Annotated in this window: 18 protein-coding genes; 13 read left to right on the plus strand and 5 right to left on the minus strand. The window is 69.4% G+C overall.

All coding sequences use genetic code 11. The features are described 5' to 3' along the window. Window positions 1–2 precede the first annotated feature (2 nt). The gene (locus C6A86_RS03610; protein WP_105362468.1) at window positions 3–1,067 is read left to right on the plus strand and encodes a MinD/ParA family protein; all 1,065 of its coding nucleotides are present in this window, start codon (window positions 3–5) and stop codon (window positions 1,065–1,067) included. Here the strand turns inward: C6A86_RS03610 and C6A86_RS03615 are convergent, their stop codons facing one another. Then, window positions 1,068–1,229, minus strand: a complete 162-nt coding sequence (locus C6A86_RS03615; protein ID WP_194166425.1) for a hypothetical protein — start codon at window positions 1,227–1,229, stop codon at window positions 1,068–1,070. Between the two features lie 79 nt (window positions 1,230–1,308). Here C6A86_RS03615 and C6A86_RS03620 point away from each other — a divergent pair, with 79 nt between their 5' ends. Continuing rightward, window positions 1,309–1,581 carry a DUF4229 domain-containing protein gene (locus tag C6A86_RS03620; RefSeq protein WP_199196119.1) on the plus strand — a complete coding sequence of 91 codons (273 nt, stop codon included), beginning with the start codon at window positions 1,309–1,311 and terminating at the stop codon, window positions 1,579–1,581. Window positions 1,582–1,654: 73 nt separating this feature from the next. Next, window positions 1,655–3,916 (plus strand): DPP IV N-terminal domain-containing protein, encoded by a 2,262-nt coding sequence (locus C6A86_RS03625; RefSeq protein WP_105362479.1) that lies wholly within the window; start codon window positions 1,655–1,657, stop codon window positions 3,914–3,916. On the opposite strand, the gene C6A86_RS03630 is transcribed toward C6A86_RS03625, so the two are convergent. Next, entirely contained in the window at window positions 3,896–4,636 is a 741-nt protein-coding gene (locus C6A86_RS03630) for a MerR family transcriptional regulator (protein WP_105362470.1), read from the minus strand. The genes C6A86_RS03625 and C6A86_RS03630 overlap by 21 nt on opposite strands. Before the next feature lie 64 nt (window positions 4,637–4,700). Here C6A86_RS03630 and C6A86_RS03635 point away from each other — a divergent pair, with 64 nt between their 5' ends. The 3 genes from C6A86_RS03635 (at window position 4,701) to C6A86_RS03645 (ending at window position 6,288) form a co-directional block, all read left to right on the plus strand. Then, window positions 4,701–5,387, plus strand: a complete 687-nt coding sequence (locus C6A86_RS03635; protein ID WP_105362471.1) for a DUF3159 domain-containing protein — start codon at window positions 4,701–4,703, stop codon at window positions 5,385–5,387. Between the two features lie 140 nt (window positions 5,388–5,527). Beyond that, the gene (locus C6A86_RS03640) at window positions 5,528–5,740 is read left to right on the plus strand and encodes a helix-turn-helix domain-containing protein (RefSeq protein ID WP_105362472.1); all 213 of its coding nucleotides are present in this window, start codon (window positions 5,528–5,530) and stop codon (window positions 5,738–5,740) included. Window positions 5,741–5,742: 2 nt separating this feature from the next. Beyond that, window positions 5,743–6,288 (plus strand): Clp protease N-terminal domain-containing protein, encoded by a 546-nt coding sequence (locus C6A86_RS03645; protein ID WP_105362473.1) that lies wholly within the window; start codon window positions 5,743–5,745, stop codon window positions 6,286–6,288. Here C6A86_RS03645 and C6A86_RS03650 read toward each other — a convergent pair. Beyond that, window positions 6,285–7,154, minus strand: coding sequence for a 1,4-dihydroxy-2-naphthoate polyprenyltransferase (locus tag C6A86_RS03650; RefSeq protein ID WP_105362480.1), 870 nt, complete (start codon window positions 7,152–7,154; stop codon window positions 6,285–6,287). The genes C6A86_RS03645 and C6A86_RS03650 overlap by 4 nt on opposite strands. A gap of 150 nt (window positions 7,155–7,304) precedes the next feature. On the opposite strand from C6A86_RS03650, the gene C6A86_RS03655 reads away from it, so the two are divergent. The 3 genes from C6A86_RS03655 to C6A86_RS03665 are packed head-to-tail and all read left to right on the plus strand — an operon-like array spanning window position 7,305 to window position 9,330. After that, entirely contained in the window at window positions 7,305–7,526 is a 222-nt protein-coding gene (locus C6A86_RS03655) for a hypothetical protein (RefSeq protein WP_057170085.1), read from the plus strand. After that, window positions 7,523–8,302, plus strand: a complete 780-nt coding sequence (locus C6A86_RS03660) for an S-methyl-5'-thioadenosine phosphorylase (protein ID WP_199196120.1) — start codon at window positions 7,523–7,525, stop codon at window positions 8,300–8,302. The genes C6A86_RS03655 and C6A86_RS03660 overlap by 4 nt, the downstream gene beginning before the upstream one ends. Beyond that, a complete protein-coding gene (locus C6A86_RS03665; protein ID WP_105362475.1) occupies window positions 8,299–9,330 on the plus strand; it encodes an NAD(P)-dependent oxidoreductase in 1,032 nt (343 codons plus the stop codon). The genes C6A86_RS03660 and C6A86_RS03665 overlap by 4 nt, the downstream gene beginning before the upstream one ends. Here C6A86_RS03665 and C6A86_RS03670 read toward each other — a convergent pair. Both C6A86_RS03670 and C6A86_RS03675 read right to left on the minus strand, forming a co-directional pair. Beyond that, on the minus strand, window positions 9,327–10,343 hold the full coding sequence (locus C6A86_RS03670) for a HAMP domain-containing sensor histidine kinase (protein WP_311101030.1): 1,017 nt from the start codon (window positions 10,341–10,343) through the stop codon (window positions 9,327–9,329). The two genes, C6A86_RS03665 and C6A86_RS03670, sit on opposite strands and share 4 nt — an antisense overlap. Continuing rightward, window positions 10,340–11,014 (minus strand): response regulator transcription factor, encoded by a 675-nt coding sequence (locus C6A86_RS03675; protein WP_105362651.1) that lies wholly within the window; start codon window positions 11,012–11,014, stop codon window positions 10,340–10,342. The genes C6A86_RS03670 and C6A86_RS03675 overlap by 4 nt, the downstream gene beginning before the upstream one ends. Window positions 11,015–11,118: 104 nt before the next feature. On the opposite strand from C6A86_RS03675, the gene C6A86_RS03680 reads away from it, so the two are divergent. The 4 genes from C6A86_RS03680 to C6A86_RS03695 are packed head-to-tail and all read left to right on the plus strand — an operon-like array spanning window position 11,119 to window position 14,165. Continuing rightward, window positions 11,119–11,781 carry a glycosyltransferase family 2 protein gene (locus C6A86_RS03680; RefSeq protein WP_105362652.1) on the plus strand — a complete coding sequence of 221 codons (663 nt, stop codon included), beginning with the start codon at window positions 11,119–11,121 and terminating at the stop codon, window positions 11,779–11,781. Beyond that, window positions 11,781–12,437, plus strand: coding sequence for a DUF2064 domain-containing protein (locus C6A86_RS03685; RefSeq protein ID WP_105362653.1), 657 nt, complete (start codon window positions 11,781–11,783; stop codon window positions 12,435–12,437). The genes C6A86_RS03680 and C6A86_RS03685 overlap by 1 nt, the downstream gene beginning before the upstream one ends. Window position 12,438: 1 nt before the next feature. After that, window positions 12,439–13,068, plus strand: coding sequence for a class I SAM-dependent methyltransferase (locus tag C6A86_RS03690; protein ID WP_105362654.1), 630 nt, complete (start codon window positions 12,439–12,441; stop codon window positions 13,066–13,068). Then, window positions 13,065–14,165 carry a molybdopterin-dependent oxidoreductase gene (locus tag C6A86_RS03695; protein ID WP_396834685.1) on the plus strand — a complete coding sequence of 367 codons (1,101 nt, stop codon included), beginning with the start codon at window positions 13,065–13,067 and terminating at the stop codon, window positions 14,163–14,165. Before C6A86_RS03690 ends, C6A86_RS03695 begins: the two co-directional genes overlap by 4 nt. Window position 14,166 lies beyond the last annotated feature (1 nt).

The following is a 14,166-nucleotide window of genomic DNA, read 5'->3' on the forward strand; positions in this document are numbered from 1 at the left end:
CCGTGCCGAGCTTCCGAGCGCAGGGCCGCTTCGTCGATCCGGCACAGGAGGTGCCGCCGGAGTGGACGGCGCCGACACCGCCGCACGGGTTCCCGGCGCAACAGCAGGGCCTGCCGCCACAGACCAGCCCGGTCCCGCTGCCGGCGCCCTACCTCGATCTGTCCACGGTCGCGCTGCTCGGCCAGCCCAAGCAGGCCCCCACGAGTGGCTGGCGCCGCTGGGTGTATCTCGCGTCGTTCACGCTGCTCAACGTCGGTGAGAGCCCGAAGGTCACCAACCAGATCACCCTGCTCGAAGAGGTCGGCCGGCCACTGCGGGGTTGCTACCGCATCGCCGTGCTGTCCCTCAAGGGCGGGGTCGGCAAGACGACGGTCACCGCGACACTGGGCGCCACCTTCGCGTCCACCAGGGGTGACCGTGTCATCGCGGTCGACGCCAACCCCGACCGCGGCACCCTGAGCCAGAAGGTGCCGCTGGAGACCCCGGCCACCGTGCGGCACCTGCTGCGTGACGCCGAAGGGATCGCCTCCTACAGCGATGTCCGGCGCTACACCTCGCAGGGGCCCAGCCGGCTGGAGGTGCTGGCCTCGGAATCCGATCCGGCGGTCTCCGAGGCGTTCAGTTCACAGGACTACGCGCGCACCGTCGAACTGCTGGAGCGCTATTACAGTCTGGTGCTCACCGATTGCGGTACCGGGATGCTGCACTCGGCGATGGCCGCGGTGCTGTCGAAGGCCGATGTGCTGATCGTCGTCAGCTCCGGTTCGGTGGACGGGGCGCGCTCGGCGTCGGCGACGCTGGACTGGCTGGACGCGCACGGCCACCAGGACCTGGTGCGCAACGCCGTCGCGGTGGTCAATGCGGTGCGCCCGCGCTCCGGCAAAGTCGACCTGGAGAAGGTTGTCGACCACTTCTCCCGGCGGTGCCGGGCGGTGCTTCAGGTGCCGTTCGACCCACACCTCGAAGAGGGCGCCGAGATCAGCCTGGAGCGCCTGAAGCCGCCGACGCGGGAAGCGTTGCTGCGGCTGGCAGCCGTGGTCGCCGCGGGGTTCCCAGCCGCGACCTGACTAGCTGCGCGGGTTGTCGCCGTCGCGGAGCCTGCGCAGGAAATCGGGATCGTCATCCGGTCCGATCACGCGCGGCCTCGGACGATTGGCCGAGGCGCGCACCAATCGGTATGTCGCGTATGCGAGCCCGGCCAGGATCAGGGCCAGGAGTAAGTACTGCAAGCGAATAACCTCCTTGCTCCGAATATACGCGTTGCCTGGGTAGGCTCGGGCCGTGTCTGATTCTCGGCCGGGTCCCCGGATGCTGCGTGATGTCGGTGCCTACTTGTTCGCCCGGCTGGCGTTGGCCGCGGTGCTCACCGGTGTGATCATCGGTGCGGGCCATCTGGTCGGGCTGCGCGAGTTCCCGGTCGTGGTGGCGGTGTTGTTCGCGCTGGTGCTGGCACTGCCGCTGGGCATCTGGATCTTCGCGCCGCTGCGCCGCCGTGCCACCATGAGCATCGCCGAGTTCGACGAGCGCCGCCGCAAGGACAAGGAGACGCTGCAGGCGCGGCTGCGCGGCGAGGAAAGCTAGCCGACCGCCGGCAAGCACGCCGGTCCCACCGTGAGCTTGACCGTGCCGCTACGTCCGGGTGTTGCATGACGGGGTGACACGAATCCTGACCGACTCCGACTACGCACGTGCCGAGCAGCTCCTCGCGCCCTACCGGGCGCGCAAGGTGCCGGGCAGCACGCTGGCACCGCAGTGGCTTTCCGGCGGCAAGCGGTTCTGGTATCAGGTCGGCACCCGTTACGTGATGGTCGATCCGGCCGCGGGTGGCCGCCGCGCCGCATTCGACCACGACCGGTTGGCCGCGGCGCTCTCGGTGGCATCGGGGCATGCGGTGAACGGCGACGACCTGTCGATCTCCGCGGTGACCTTCCGCGGTGATGCGACGCGGTTCAGCGCATTCGAGAAGACGTGGGAATGGTCTGATGATGCGGGTCTGCGCGAGTCCGATCATGTGACGCCCCGCCCCGGTGAGGTGCCGTCCCCGGATGAGCAGTGGGTGGCCTTCAGCCGGGGCGGCAACATCTGGGTCCGGCCGGCGGACGGCGGGCAGGAATTCGCGCTCACCGAGGACGCCGAACCGCATTTCGACTACGGAGGACTGCCCGAGACCACCGGGGCGAAGGCCTTGATGCGCATTCTCGGCCTGCCTGCCCCCCTGTTCTTCCACTGGTCGCCGGACTCCGCGCGAATCCTGGTGCAGCGCATCGACCAACGTGATCTGCCGGAGCTGGTGCTCGTCGAATCCACACCGCGCGACGGCGGCCGCCCGGTCGAGCACCGCACCCGCTACACGATGCCCGGCGAGGACGCGGTCGCACACATGACGTGGAACGTCGTCGACGTCGCCGATCGTTGCGTGGTCCGCCAACAGGACCCTCCGACGGCGATCATGCACAACACGGCGCTCGTCTACGCCTGGTGGACGGGAGGTGGCATCGGGGCGAGCGAAGCGACGGGGAAATATGCCGTGCACTTCCTGCGCCACTCCCGCGACGCCCGCACCCTCGAGTTGCGCCGCCTCGACCCGGCGACGGGTGCCACGACCACGTTGATCACCGAGACCGGTCAGACGCGCGTCGATCCCGCGGTGCAACTCGGGGACCCGCAGATGGTGCACGTGCTGGAGTCCGGCGAGATCGTCTGGTGGTCGCAGCGCGACGGCTGGGGCCACCTGTATCTGTACTCGCCCGACGGGCAGCGCAGCACCCAGATCACCAAGGGGCCGTGGCTCGTTCGCTCGCTGCTGTGGGTCGACGAGGAACGCAGGCAGCTGTGGTTCATCGCCGGCGGCCTCGTCGAGGACGATCCCTACATCCGGCAGATCTGCCGGATCGATCTCGACGGTTCCGGATTCACCCGGCTCACCGACGACCACCTCGACCACGACGCCGTCAGCCCACCCGAGGGCGGCTACATCGTGGATCGGGCATCCTCGTCGAGCGTGGCACCCCGATCGGTGGTGCTCGACGCCGACGGGACGGTGACCGTCGAGCTCGAATCACCCGGCACGGCGGCGCTGGAAGCCCTCGGCTGGAGCCCGCCCGAGCGCTTCCGCACCACGGCCGCGGACGGCAAGACTCCGATCTACGGTTTGCTCTGGCGCCCACACGATTTCGACCCGCAACGGCGCTACCCGATCATCGAACACATCTACCCCGGCCCACAGGTCTACCGGGCCGGACCGTCGTTCGATCCGCCGCATCAGGGCGAACCGGAGGCGTTCGCGGCACTCGGCTTCGCCGTGGTGGCGATCGACGGACGCGGTAGCGCGGCGCGGGGCAAGGCATTTCACGACCATTCCTACGGTGACCTCGGCAACGGTGGCGCCCTGGATGACCATGTCGCGGCGATCCGGGAACTCGGGCACCGGTATCCGTGGCTGGACACCGGACGGGTCGGGATCACCGGCCAGTCCGCCGGCGCCTTCGCCGCCGCGCGTGCGGTGCTGATGTATCCCGAGGCCTACCATGTGGCGGTCGCGACATCGGGTAACCACGACAACAACATCAACCTCGCAATGTGGGCCGAGCACTATCACGGCGATCTCAGCGAGGAAGGCAGGCGTGCCATCTCGAATGCCACGCTGGCCGGCAATCTCACCGGCAAACTGCTGCTCATCCACGGTGAGCTCGACGACAACGCGCACCCGTACATGACGATGCGGCTCGTCGACGCACTCATCAAGGCCGACAAGGATTTCGACCTGATCATGATCCCCGGCGCCGAGCACGCGCTCATCGGCGCCCAGCACTACTTCCTACGCCGCACCTGGGACTATTTCGTGCGGCACCTGCACGGTACCGAACCGCCTCGCCACCGGCTGGCGCCGCTGCCGCTACCGGCCCTGGGTGGTTGAAGCTCGCAGAATTTCGCCGGCCCGGCGCAGCACGTCGAGCTGTGCCGGGTTGTAGAGATCGGCCATGGCAGCGTCGATCGCCTTCTCGGCGAAACGCGCCCCACGCGGGGCGTCGGAACGGGCTTCGGTGAGCCCGGGGTGGGCCTCTCGGACCGCCCGGATGTGCGGGGCCAGGCGCTCGGCGAGGTCCTTGCGGGTCGCCTCATCGGCATCGGAGGGAAGGTGGTCCAGTTCCACGGCGGCCGGATCTTCCGGGGTGTCACGCATCATGTCCGCGTAGGCCTGCCTGCCGCGGGGTCCCAGCACCCGGCTCAGCACGACGATCAGCTTGCGATCCGCGTCGGTCATCTTGGCGACCGCGTCCGGTGCCGCGAAATCGGGCGGCAGATCGGTGGGCGCCGAGTTGGTCAGCAGTTCGGCCAGTTCGCCGCGGGCCCGCTGCAGCCGGTCGATGGTCGTGGCCAGTTCCGCGTCCAGTTCACGCAGCGCCTGTTCGGGATGGTCGTCGTCGTCGCCCAGCGCCGCGATCTGCGGCAGCGAGAACCCGAGATCGACGAGTCGTTTGATGCGCACCAACCGGACCAGGTGCGCAACCCCGTACTGCTTGTAGCCGTTGGATCGCCGATCGGGCTCGGGAAGCAGGCCGACCTGGTGGTAGTGCCGGACGGCCCGCAGGCTGGTGCCGGCGAGTTCGGCGATTTCACGGGTGCTCCACGCCATGGGTCCATCTTGGCCCAGGGCCCCGACTTGACTGTGCCGTTACGTCCGAGTGTCCGATGTGGATATGAACAAACCTCAACCGACCGTGCTGGAGAGGGTGGGCGGTATCTCGGGGCTGGTGTACGCCGCCATCCCCACCTTCGCCTACGTCATCGTCAACGCGATCGCCGGACTCACCGTGGCAGTGGTGGTCGCCGTCGGCGTCAGCGCGGCACTGATCGTGGTGCGCCGGATGCGCGGCGAACCGATCCAGCCTGCGGTGTCCGGACTGCTCGGTGTCGTCTTCGCCGCCCTGATCGCGTACTTCACCGGATCAGCGGAGAACTACTTCCTGCCGGGGATCTGGTCGAGCCTGGCCATGACGACGGTCTTTGCGGTATCCATCCTGATTCGTAGGCCGTTGATCGGGGTGATCTGGAACCTGCTACGCAGCGGTGGACCCGCCCCGGTCTGGCACGCCGACAAGGTGGTGCGGCGTGGATTCGACATCGCGACGCTGGCGTTCGTGGTCATGTTCGCGACCAAATTCACTGTCCAGCAATGGCTTTACGATGGCGGCCACACCGGCTGGCTGGCGGTCGCGCGGATCGGCATGGGGTATCCGCTGCTCGCGGTGGCGCTGCTGGTGGTGTTCTGGGCGGTCCGGCGGGCGAACCGGCGATCGGTCACCGTGGTCGAGGAGCGCGAACCCCCGCTGCCGACCACGCTGGCCCCGGCGGCAATGCGGTCGGAGTGCTCGGGCCGAGATTGACCTCACGGCCGTGATTCGGGGCAGTTCCGGCGAGATCACGACCCTCAGATCGATCTCGCACCGAGGGTTGTGGGACGGGGCTTCCGATGCCCTTGTCAACCAACCTTGACACGCACACTCCGTCAAGTTAACTTGACGGAGTGAGTGATGCCGTCGACCTCGCGCCGGAGCTCGCCAGTGCCGACCCCGCGGTCGGTTTGCGAGCCGTCCACGCGCTCAAGCGATTACAGGAACAGCTAGAAGCCGTGCATGTCGCCAACGCGCGTGAGCGGGGCTGGAGCTGGCAGGCGATCGCCGAAGCGCTGGGTGTGAGTCGGCAAGCCGTGCATCAGAAGTACAACCGGAGGCGTTGACCATGTTCGAACGTTTCAGTCGCACCGCGCGGGTTGCCGTGGTGCTGGCGCAGGAGGAGGCGAGGGATCTCGGCAGCGACGACATCGGGCCCGAGCATCTGCTGATCGCTGTGCTGCAGGCGGCGGGAAGCGGTCTCAACGCGCTGCTCGCCGGCTATGGGCTGACGGCGACAGCGGTCCGGTCGCGACTGGCGGCGAACACGCTGGATGACGCGGATTCCGAAGCGTTGCGCACCATCGGCATCGATCTGAAGGCGGTGCGGGACAGTGTGGCCCGATCCTTCGGCGACGACGCGCTGGACAACGCGTTGACCAGGTCCGGGCGCCGGCGGCGCAGACATCTGCCGTTCACCCGCGCGGCCAAGAAGACGCTCGAGCTGTCGCTGCGGGAAGCGGTGGCGCACAAGGACACCGTCATCGGATGTGAGCACTTGCTGCTGGGTATCATCCGGTGCGGCGATCCGCGGGCCGCCGAAGTGCTAGGTGCGCACGTAGGGCCTGCGGCGCTGCACGCCGAAATCGTCGCCCTGCTCGACGCGGCGGCTTAACCGAACGTCAGCGCCAGTGCGACCGCCGCCGCCCACACCAGCATGGTGAGGCCGGTGTCGCGCAGCACGGGAATGAGTTCCCGGCCGCCCAGTCCGCGCCGCACCGGCCCGGCCGCGCGCAGCGCCAACGGCAGCGCCAGCAGCCCGGCCGCGGTCCACGGCGTGGCCGCCATGAGCACTAGTGTCAGCGCGAAGGCCATCATCAGTAGACCGACATAGAGGACCCGGGTCTTCGCATCGCCGAGGCGGACGGCCAGCGTGATCTTTCCGGAGTCGGTGTCGGTGGGAATATCTCGTAAGTTGTTGGCCACCAGCACCGCCGAGGACAGCGAGCCCATCGCGACCGCCATGGCCAGGCCCACCCAGTCCACCCGCAGCGCCTGGGTGTACTGCGTGCCCAGCACCGCGACCAGCCCGAAGAACACGAACACGGCGACCTCGCCCAAACCGCGGTAGCCGTACGGTTTGGCGCCGCCGGTGTAGAGCCAGGCGCCCGCGATGCAGGCGGCGCCGATGGCGATCAACCAGGGTTGGCTGACGATCGCCAGGGCCAGTCCGGCCCCGGCGCCCACCAGCAGGCTCACCAGCGCCGCGGTCAGCACCGCGCGCGGGGAGGCCACCTTGGAACCGACCAATCGCAGCGGCCCACTGCGCACATCGTCGGTGCCCCGGATGCCGTCGGAGTAGTCGTTGGCGTAGTTCACCCCGACGATCAGGGCCAGCGACACCACCAGCGCGAGCAGCGCTTTCCACCACACGGCCGCACCGAGCCACGCCGCCGCGCCGGTGCCGGCGATGACGGGCGCGACCGCGTTCGGGAGGGTGCGCGGACGGGCGCCCTCGATCCACTGCGCAACGGTAGCCACGCGCGCCATCGTTGCATGCGCCTTGCGGGGGTGGCCGACGCGACGGGCAAGAAACCCGGGGGCGAGCGAAGCGACGGGGGAAGAACCTGCCTGAGCAGGCGTGACGCGGCGCACCTTGTCACATCGTGCGGTCCGCATGAGACTGAGCACATGACTGACCGACTCAGCAAGAGCGAAATCACCAAGGACGCCCTGCAGGAGGGTGTGGAGACCGTGGCATCCACGGTGGGCGAGGTCGCGACCATCATCACGACCGCGGTCAAGGATGTGGCCAACGCGATCGGTGGGCTGGCCACCGATGCCTTCGCCATTCGCGATGCCGCCCGCCAAGCCGCTGAACGGGCCGAACTGGACGGGCAGCCCGACGCCTGATGCTCGGCGTCATCGGAGGTAGCGGCTTCTACACCTTCTTCGGTCCGGACGCCCGAACCATCAACCTGGACACCCCCTACGGAGCGCCGAGTGCGGCGATCACCGTCGGCTCCGTCGCCGGCCACGATGTCGCGTTTCTGCCGCGACACGGGCTCAACCACGAGTTCTCGCCCCACACGGTGCCCTACCGGGCGAACATGTGGGCGTTGCGGGCACTCGGGGTGCGGCGCATCTTCGCGCCGTGCGCCGTCGGCAGCCTGACCCCGGCGCTGGGACCGGGCGCCATCGTGGTCCCCGACCAGCTCGTGGACCGGACCAGCAGCCGTGCGGACACCTACTTCGACTCCGGCGGCATCCACGTCGGGTTCGCCGACCCGTACTGCCCGACGCTGCGGGCCGCGGCAGCGGAGCTGCCCTCGGTGATCGACGGCGGCACCATGGTCGTCATCCAGGGGCCGCGGTTCTCGACCCGCGCCGAGAGCCGGTGGTGGGCCGCGCAGGGCTTCGCGTTGGTGAACATGACCGGCTACCCGGAGTCGGTGCTCGCTCGTGAGCTTGAAATGTGTTATGCCGCAATTGCTTTGGTGACAGATCTGGATGCCGGCGTGGAGGCGGGTGCGGGCGTGCGTGCGGTCGACGTGTTCGCCGAGTTCGAACGCAACATCGCAGGCTTCAAACAGCTGGTGCACGAGGCCATCGCGGGAGTCGCAGCCGAACGCACCTGTACGCACTGCCTGGCACACGAAGGCGTCACGCTGCCGTTCGAACTGCCGTGAGGGTGCTGCTCACCGGCGCCGCCGGGTTCATCGGCAGCCGGATCTGGGCGCGGTTGGCCGACGCGGGTCACGACGTCGTCGCTGTCGACGTCATGCTGCCCGCCGCCCATCGCGACGGTGCCGAGCCGCCCCCGCACTGCCGGCTGCTCGATATCCGCGACACCGACGCCGTGGCAGGTCTGCTCGACGGCGTCGACGTCGTCTGTCACCAGGCGGCGGTGGTCGGTGCCGGCGTCAACGCCGCGGATGCACCGTCCTACGGCAGCCACAACGACTACGGCACCACGGTGCTGCTCGCCGCGATGTTCGCCGCGGGTTGCTCGCGGCTGGTGCTGGCCTCCTCGATGGTGGTGTACGGGCAGGGCGGCTACGACTGCCCCGAACACGGACCCGTCGAACCGCTGCCACGCAGCCGCGCCGATCTCGACAGCGGTGTCTTCGACCACCGCTGTCCGATCGGCGGTGAGCCACTGCAGTGGCGGCTGGTCGGCGAGGACGCGCCGTTGAAGCCACGCAGCCTGTACGCGGCCAGCAAGACCGCCCAGGAGCACTACGCCCTGGCGTTCAACGATTCGGTGGGTGGTTCGGTCGTCGCGCTGCGCTACCACAACGTGTATGGCCCGGGGATGCCGCGCGACACCCCGTACTCGGGGGTGGCGGCGATCTTCCGCTCGCAGCTCGAGGCGGGCGGCGTGCCCAAGGTGTACGAGGACGGCGGGCAGATGCGCGACTTCGTGCACGTCGACGATGTGGCGGCGGCCAACGTCGCGGCGGTCGAGGCGAACCTCGGCGGATTCACCGCGTTCAACGTCAGTTCGGGCAGGCCGGTGTCGATCCTCGACGTCGCCACCCGGCTCAGCGAAGCGCGCAACGCGCCCGCCCCGGTGGTCACCGGGCAGTACCGCAACGGGGATGTCCGCCATATCGTCGCCGACCCGGCGCGGGCCGCCGAGCTGCTGGGCTTCCGCGCGGCGGTGGACCCGCACGATGGCCTGGCCGAGTTCGCGTTCGCGCCGCTGCGGGATTAGCCCGAGAGCGGCAGCCGCACCTCGAACCGGGCACCGGAGTCCAGATTGCGGGCGGTCAGCGATCCGCCGTGCGCCTGTACCAGGCCCGCGGCGATCGCCAGGCCCAGGCCCGAGCCGCTGGGCAGCGTCGAATCCGCGCGTGGCACACGGCCATTGGAGCCGCGGTACGCGACGTCGAAAACTCGCGGCAGATCGTTCTCGTCGATGCCGACCCCGGTGTCATCGACCCGGGTCCAGGCGTGCCCACCATCGGAGCCGACCGCCAGCGTGACGCTGCCACCCTCGGGCGTGTGAGCGATCGCGTTGGCCACCAGATTCGACAGCACCCGCACCAGGGAACGATCGCTGCCCACGATGCGCACCGGCTGTTCGGTCAGCTCCGCGCGTAGCATCACTCCGGCCCGCTGCGCGGGAATGCGGTGTGCGGCAAGGACATCGTCGACCACCTCGTCGAGTGCCACCGGTTCGTGGGTCGGGGCCACCGCGCCGGCATTGATCTTCGACATCTCGAACAGGTCATCGACCATATCGGCGAGCCGGATCGATTCCTGTTCGATGTGTTTGGCCTGGATGCGCACCTCGTCATCGGTGACGACGCCGTCGGCGATGGCCTCGGAGACGGCCCGGATCCCCGCCAGCGGCGTGCGCAGGTCATGGCTGACGAAGGCCACCAGTCGGCGCCGGGACTGTTCGGCAGCCCGCTCCGAATCGCGGATCTCCTGCTCCCACACGGTCCGCCGGGCCTGGTAGCGGGCCAGCATGACGGCGGCCGGGATCGTCACCACCGAGACGATCACCAGCACGACGGCGATCTGTTCGAAGGTTTCGGTGATCATGAACCCGCTGGCGCCCAGTACACCGGTGAAGGTGGCCAGCGTGGGGATGAGCACCAGCGCCACCATGCTGACCGCCAGCGACCAGGACCGCGCGACCCGGATCACGACCGCCCCGGCCGCCACCACCGGCAGCGAGCAGGCCAGTGCCCACCCGGCGATCTCCCAGAGGTCGGTCAATGTGTGCTCCACAGGTAGCCGCGGCCCCACACCGTCTGCACCCGGTGCTGATCACCGAGTTTGGCACGCAACCGTTTGACGTGCACCGTAACCGTGGACATATCGCCGAAGTCCCAGCGCCACACCTGTTTGAGCAACTCCGCGCGGGAGAAAACGGTGTCGGTGTGGGTCAGGAAGAACACCAGCAGGTCGAACTCGCGGTTGGTCAGACTGAGCGGCAGGCCGGCCACGGTGGCCGAGCGAGCCGTGGTCGAGACGAACAGGTCGCCCACCGAAAGTTCCAGAGGCGCTGGCGATATGGGGCCGTTTGTGCGCCGCAGCACCGATCGAACCCGCAGCGCCAGCTCGCGCGGGCTGAACGGTTTGGTCAGGTAGTCGTCGGCGCCGGCCTCCAGCCCGGCGATCCGGTCGTCCTGCTCGCCGAGCGCGGTCAGCAAGATGACCGGAAGGCTGTAGTCACCGTCGCGGCGCAGGTCGCGGCACAGTGTCAGGCCGTCCGATCCGGGCATCATCACATCCAGCACCGCCACGTCGATCTGCCCGGACTCCAGCAGCCGCCGGGCCTGGGTGCCGTCGTGGGCGATCGCCACATCGAGTCCGTCGCGTTCCAGATACCGGCGCACGACATCACGCACGACGGTGTCGTCGTCGGCGATCAGCACCATGGTCACAGCCTCCGAGGCTAGCCGTCCGGGCCCCGGCTCAGCGGCGGTGTCATGGTTTCGTCACGGATCTGGCGTGGTGCGTGGCGCGGTGGCCGCCTAGCGTCGTAGCCATGGCCGACCCCGTCAGCTCGTCCGTCACGGTGGTGCTGCCCTGCCTGAACGAGGAGCAGTCGCTGCCCGGAGTGTTGGCGGCGATCCCGACGGGGTATACCGCGCTGGTGGTGGACAACAACAGCACGGATGGGACTGCCGAGGTGGCCCGTGCGCACGGTGCGGTCGTGGTGGCCGAACCGCGGCCGGGCTACGGCTCGGCGGTACATGCCGGGGTGGTCGCGGCCAGGACGCCGATCGTGGCGGTCCTCGACGGCGATGGATCGCTGGATCCGCAGGAACTGCCCGCTCTGGTCGCCGAACTCGGCGCCGGCGCCGATATGGCCATTGGCCGGCGCCGGGCCGTGCCCGGGCTGAGATGGCCCTGGCACGCGCGGCTGGGCACCGCTGCGGTGTGCTGGCGACTCCGCCGGCGCTACCACCTGCCGGTGCACGACATCGCCCCGATGCGGGTGGCCCGCCGCGACGCACTGCTGGACCTCGGCGTGACCGACCGCCGGTCCGGCTACCCACTGGAGTTGCTGGTCCGAGCCGCGCAGGCGGATTGGCGGGTGGTGGAGCGCGACGTGGTGTACGGCCCACGGACGGGCGGCACATCCAAGGTCAGCGGCTCGGTGCGCGGCAGCGCCATTGCCGCGCTGGATTTCTGGCGAGCCATCTGATGTGGCCCGGAACTCTGCTGGTGGTCGCGAAGGCCCCGGTGCCCGGGCTGGCCAAGACCAGGCTGGCCGCCGATGTCGGCGCCGAGGTCGCCGCCGACATCGCGGCGGCCGCGCTGCTGGACACGTTGGACGCGGTGGCCGCCGCGCCGGTGTCCCGGCGCGTGGTGGCACTCACCGGCGACCTCCGGATGGCGTGTCGGTCCGACGAGATAGCGGACCGGCTGGCCGATTTCACCGTCATCGCGCAACGCGGTGACGGTTTTGCCGAGCGGCTGGCCGGTGCCCACGAAGACGCCGCAGCACCGGGATTACCCGTGGTGCAGATCGGGATGGACACACCACAGGTGAGTCCGGATCTGCTCGCCGAATGTGGACGGGCACTGGTGGCGGATGCGGTGCTCGGCCTGGCCGCCGACGGTGGCTGGTGGGTGCTCGGTGTGCGGGACGCGGCGATGGCCGGCTGCCTGCGGGATGTGCCGATGTCGCAGCCCGATACCGGGGCGCTCACGCTGGCCGCGCTGCGCGACGCCGGGCTGCGCGTGCACCTGGTCACCGAACTGGCCGATGTCGACACGGTGGCCGATATCGCCGAGGTGCGGCGATTGTGCGCTCCCACCGGCCGGTTTGCCCACGCCACCCGCATGGTCGGTGTCTGACATGCACGGAAACCTGTATGACCGGGCCCTGGACGGCGAGCGGTGCTGGATCCGGCACCAGGACGGCCGGCTGCAGCGGCTGCCGGTCCGCGATTGGCTGGTCGGGGCGGAGGCCGATCGCCTCTTCGACCGCGCCATCGTCAACCTGTGCAACGGCCCCACCATCGATCTGGGGTGCGGCCCGGGACGGTTGGTGGCCGGCCTGGTGCAGCGCGGGGTGCCGGCGCTCGGGGTCGACCAGTCCGTCGCCGCGGTGGCGCTGGCCCGCGACAGCGGCGTGCCGGTGTTGTGCCGAGACCTGTTCGGCCCGTTGCCCGGAACCGGCCGCTGGCACACCGCACTGCTGGCCGACGGGAACGTCGGCTTGGGCGGCGATCCCTGGCGGGTGTTGCAGCGCGCCGGTGAGTTGCTGCGTCGCGGCGGCGAGTGCCTGGCCGAATTCGACACGGCCAAAAAGGGAGTCGAGTCGCAGTGGGTGCGATTGGAGTCGGCCGATGCCATCGGTCCGTGGTTCCGTTGGGCTTCGGTGGGGTTGGACGCGGCGGCGCGCATCGCCGCGGACGTCGGACTCGTGATGCGGGCCGTGCACCCGATCGGTGACCGGGTGATCGCGAGCCTGGTGGCCCGGTGACCCGGTTGCGGAGCGCCACCGTCACCGCGCGGGTGGGCGTCGCCCTCGGGATCGCGATCGCCGTGTGCTTCGCCACCGGGCTCATCAGCCATTTCATCCAGCATCCACAGCCGTGGTTCGGCTGGCCCACCCGGCCGGTGTGGCTGTACCGGCTGACGCAGGGACTGCACGTCGCCTCCGGAATCGCCGCGATCCCGTTGGTGGTGGTGAAGCTGTGGTCGGTCTGGCCCAAGCTGTTCGAGCGCCCCGTCGTCGGGGGACCGGCCCGAATGCTGGAGCGGGCATCGATCCTGGTGCTCGTGGCCGCCATCCTGTTCGAGCTGTCGACCGGCCTGCTGAACATCGCCCAGTGGTACGCCTTCGAATTCTATTTCCCCACCGCGCATTACGCGATGGCCTATGTCGCGGCCGGGGCGGTGCTCGTGCACCTGGCGGTGAAGCTTCCGGTCATCCGGCGCGCCCTCGGTGAGCCACTCGACGATCTCGCCGACGGTGGTCGTGTCGGTCCGAGTCGGCGCACCGTGCTGCGCGGCACCTGGCTGGCGGTGGCGGCGGCGACGGTGGTCACCGTGGGCCAGACGGTCCCGGCGTTTCGCCGGGTATCGGTGCTCGCACCGCGTACCGGGGAAGGGCCACAAGGGGTTCCGGTGAACCGCTCGGCCGCGGCGGCCGGGGTTGGCCGGGCCGCGTCATCGCTGAACTACCGGTTGACGGTGGCCAACGGTGCGCGCACCCGGGAATTCAGCCTCGATGATCTGCGGGTGATGCCGCAGGCCACCTTCCGGTTGCCGATCGCCTGTGTGGAGGGCTGGAGCGCCGATGCCGAATGGACGGGCGTGGTGCTGTCCGAACTCGTTGCCACGGTAGGTGGTTCGCCGGATGCCGACGTACGCATGGTGTCCTTGGAGCCACCCGGCCCGTATTCGCGCACGGTGCTGCCCGCCCGGCACGCCCGGGACTCGCAGACGCTGATCGCCTTGCAGGTCAACGGCGAGACCCTCAATCTCGACCACGGCTTTCCGTGCCGGTTGATCGCCCCGAGCCGCCCGGGCGTCCTGCAGACCAAATGGCTGTCCCGCATCGAGGTGATGTCGTGAC

It is taken from the genome of Mycobacterium sp. ITM-2016-00316, from assembly GCF_002968335.2.
Lineage (GTDB): Bacteria > Actinomycetota > Actinomycetes > Mycobacteriales > Mycobacteriaceae > Mycobacterium.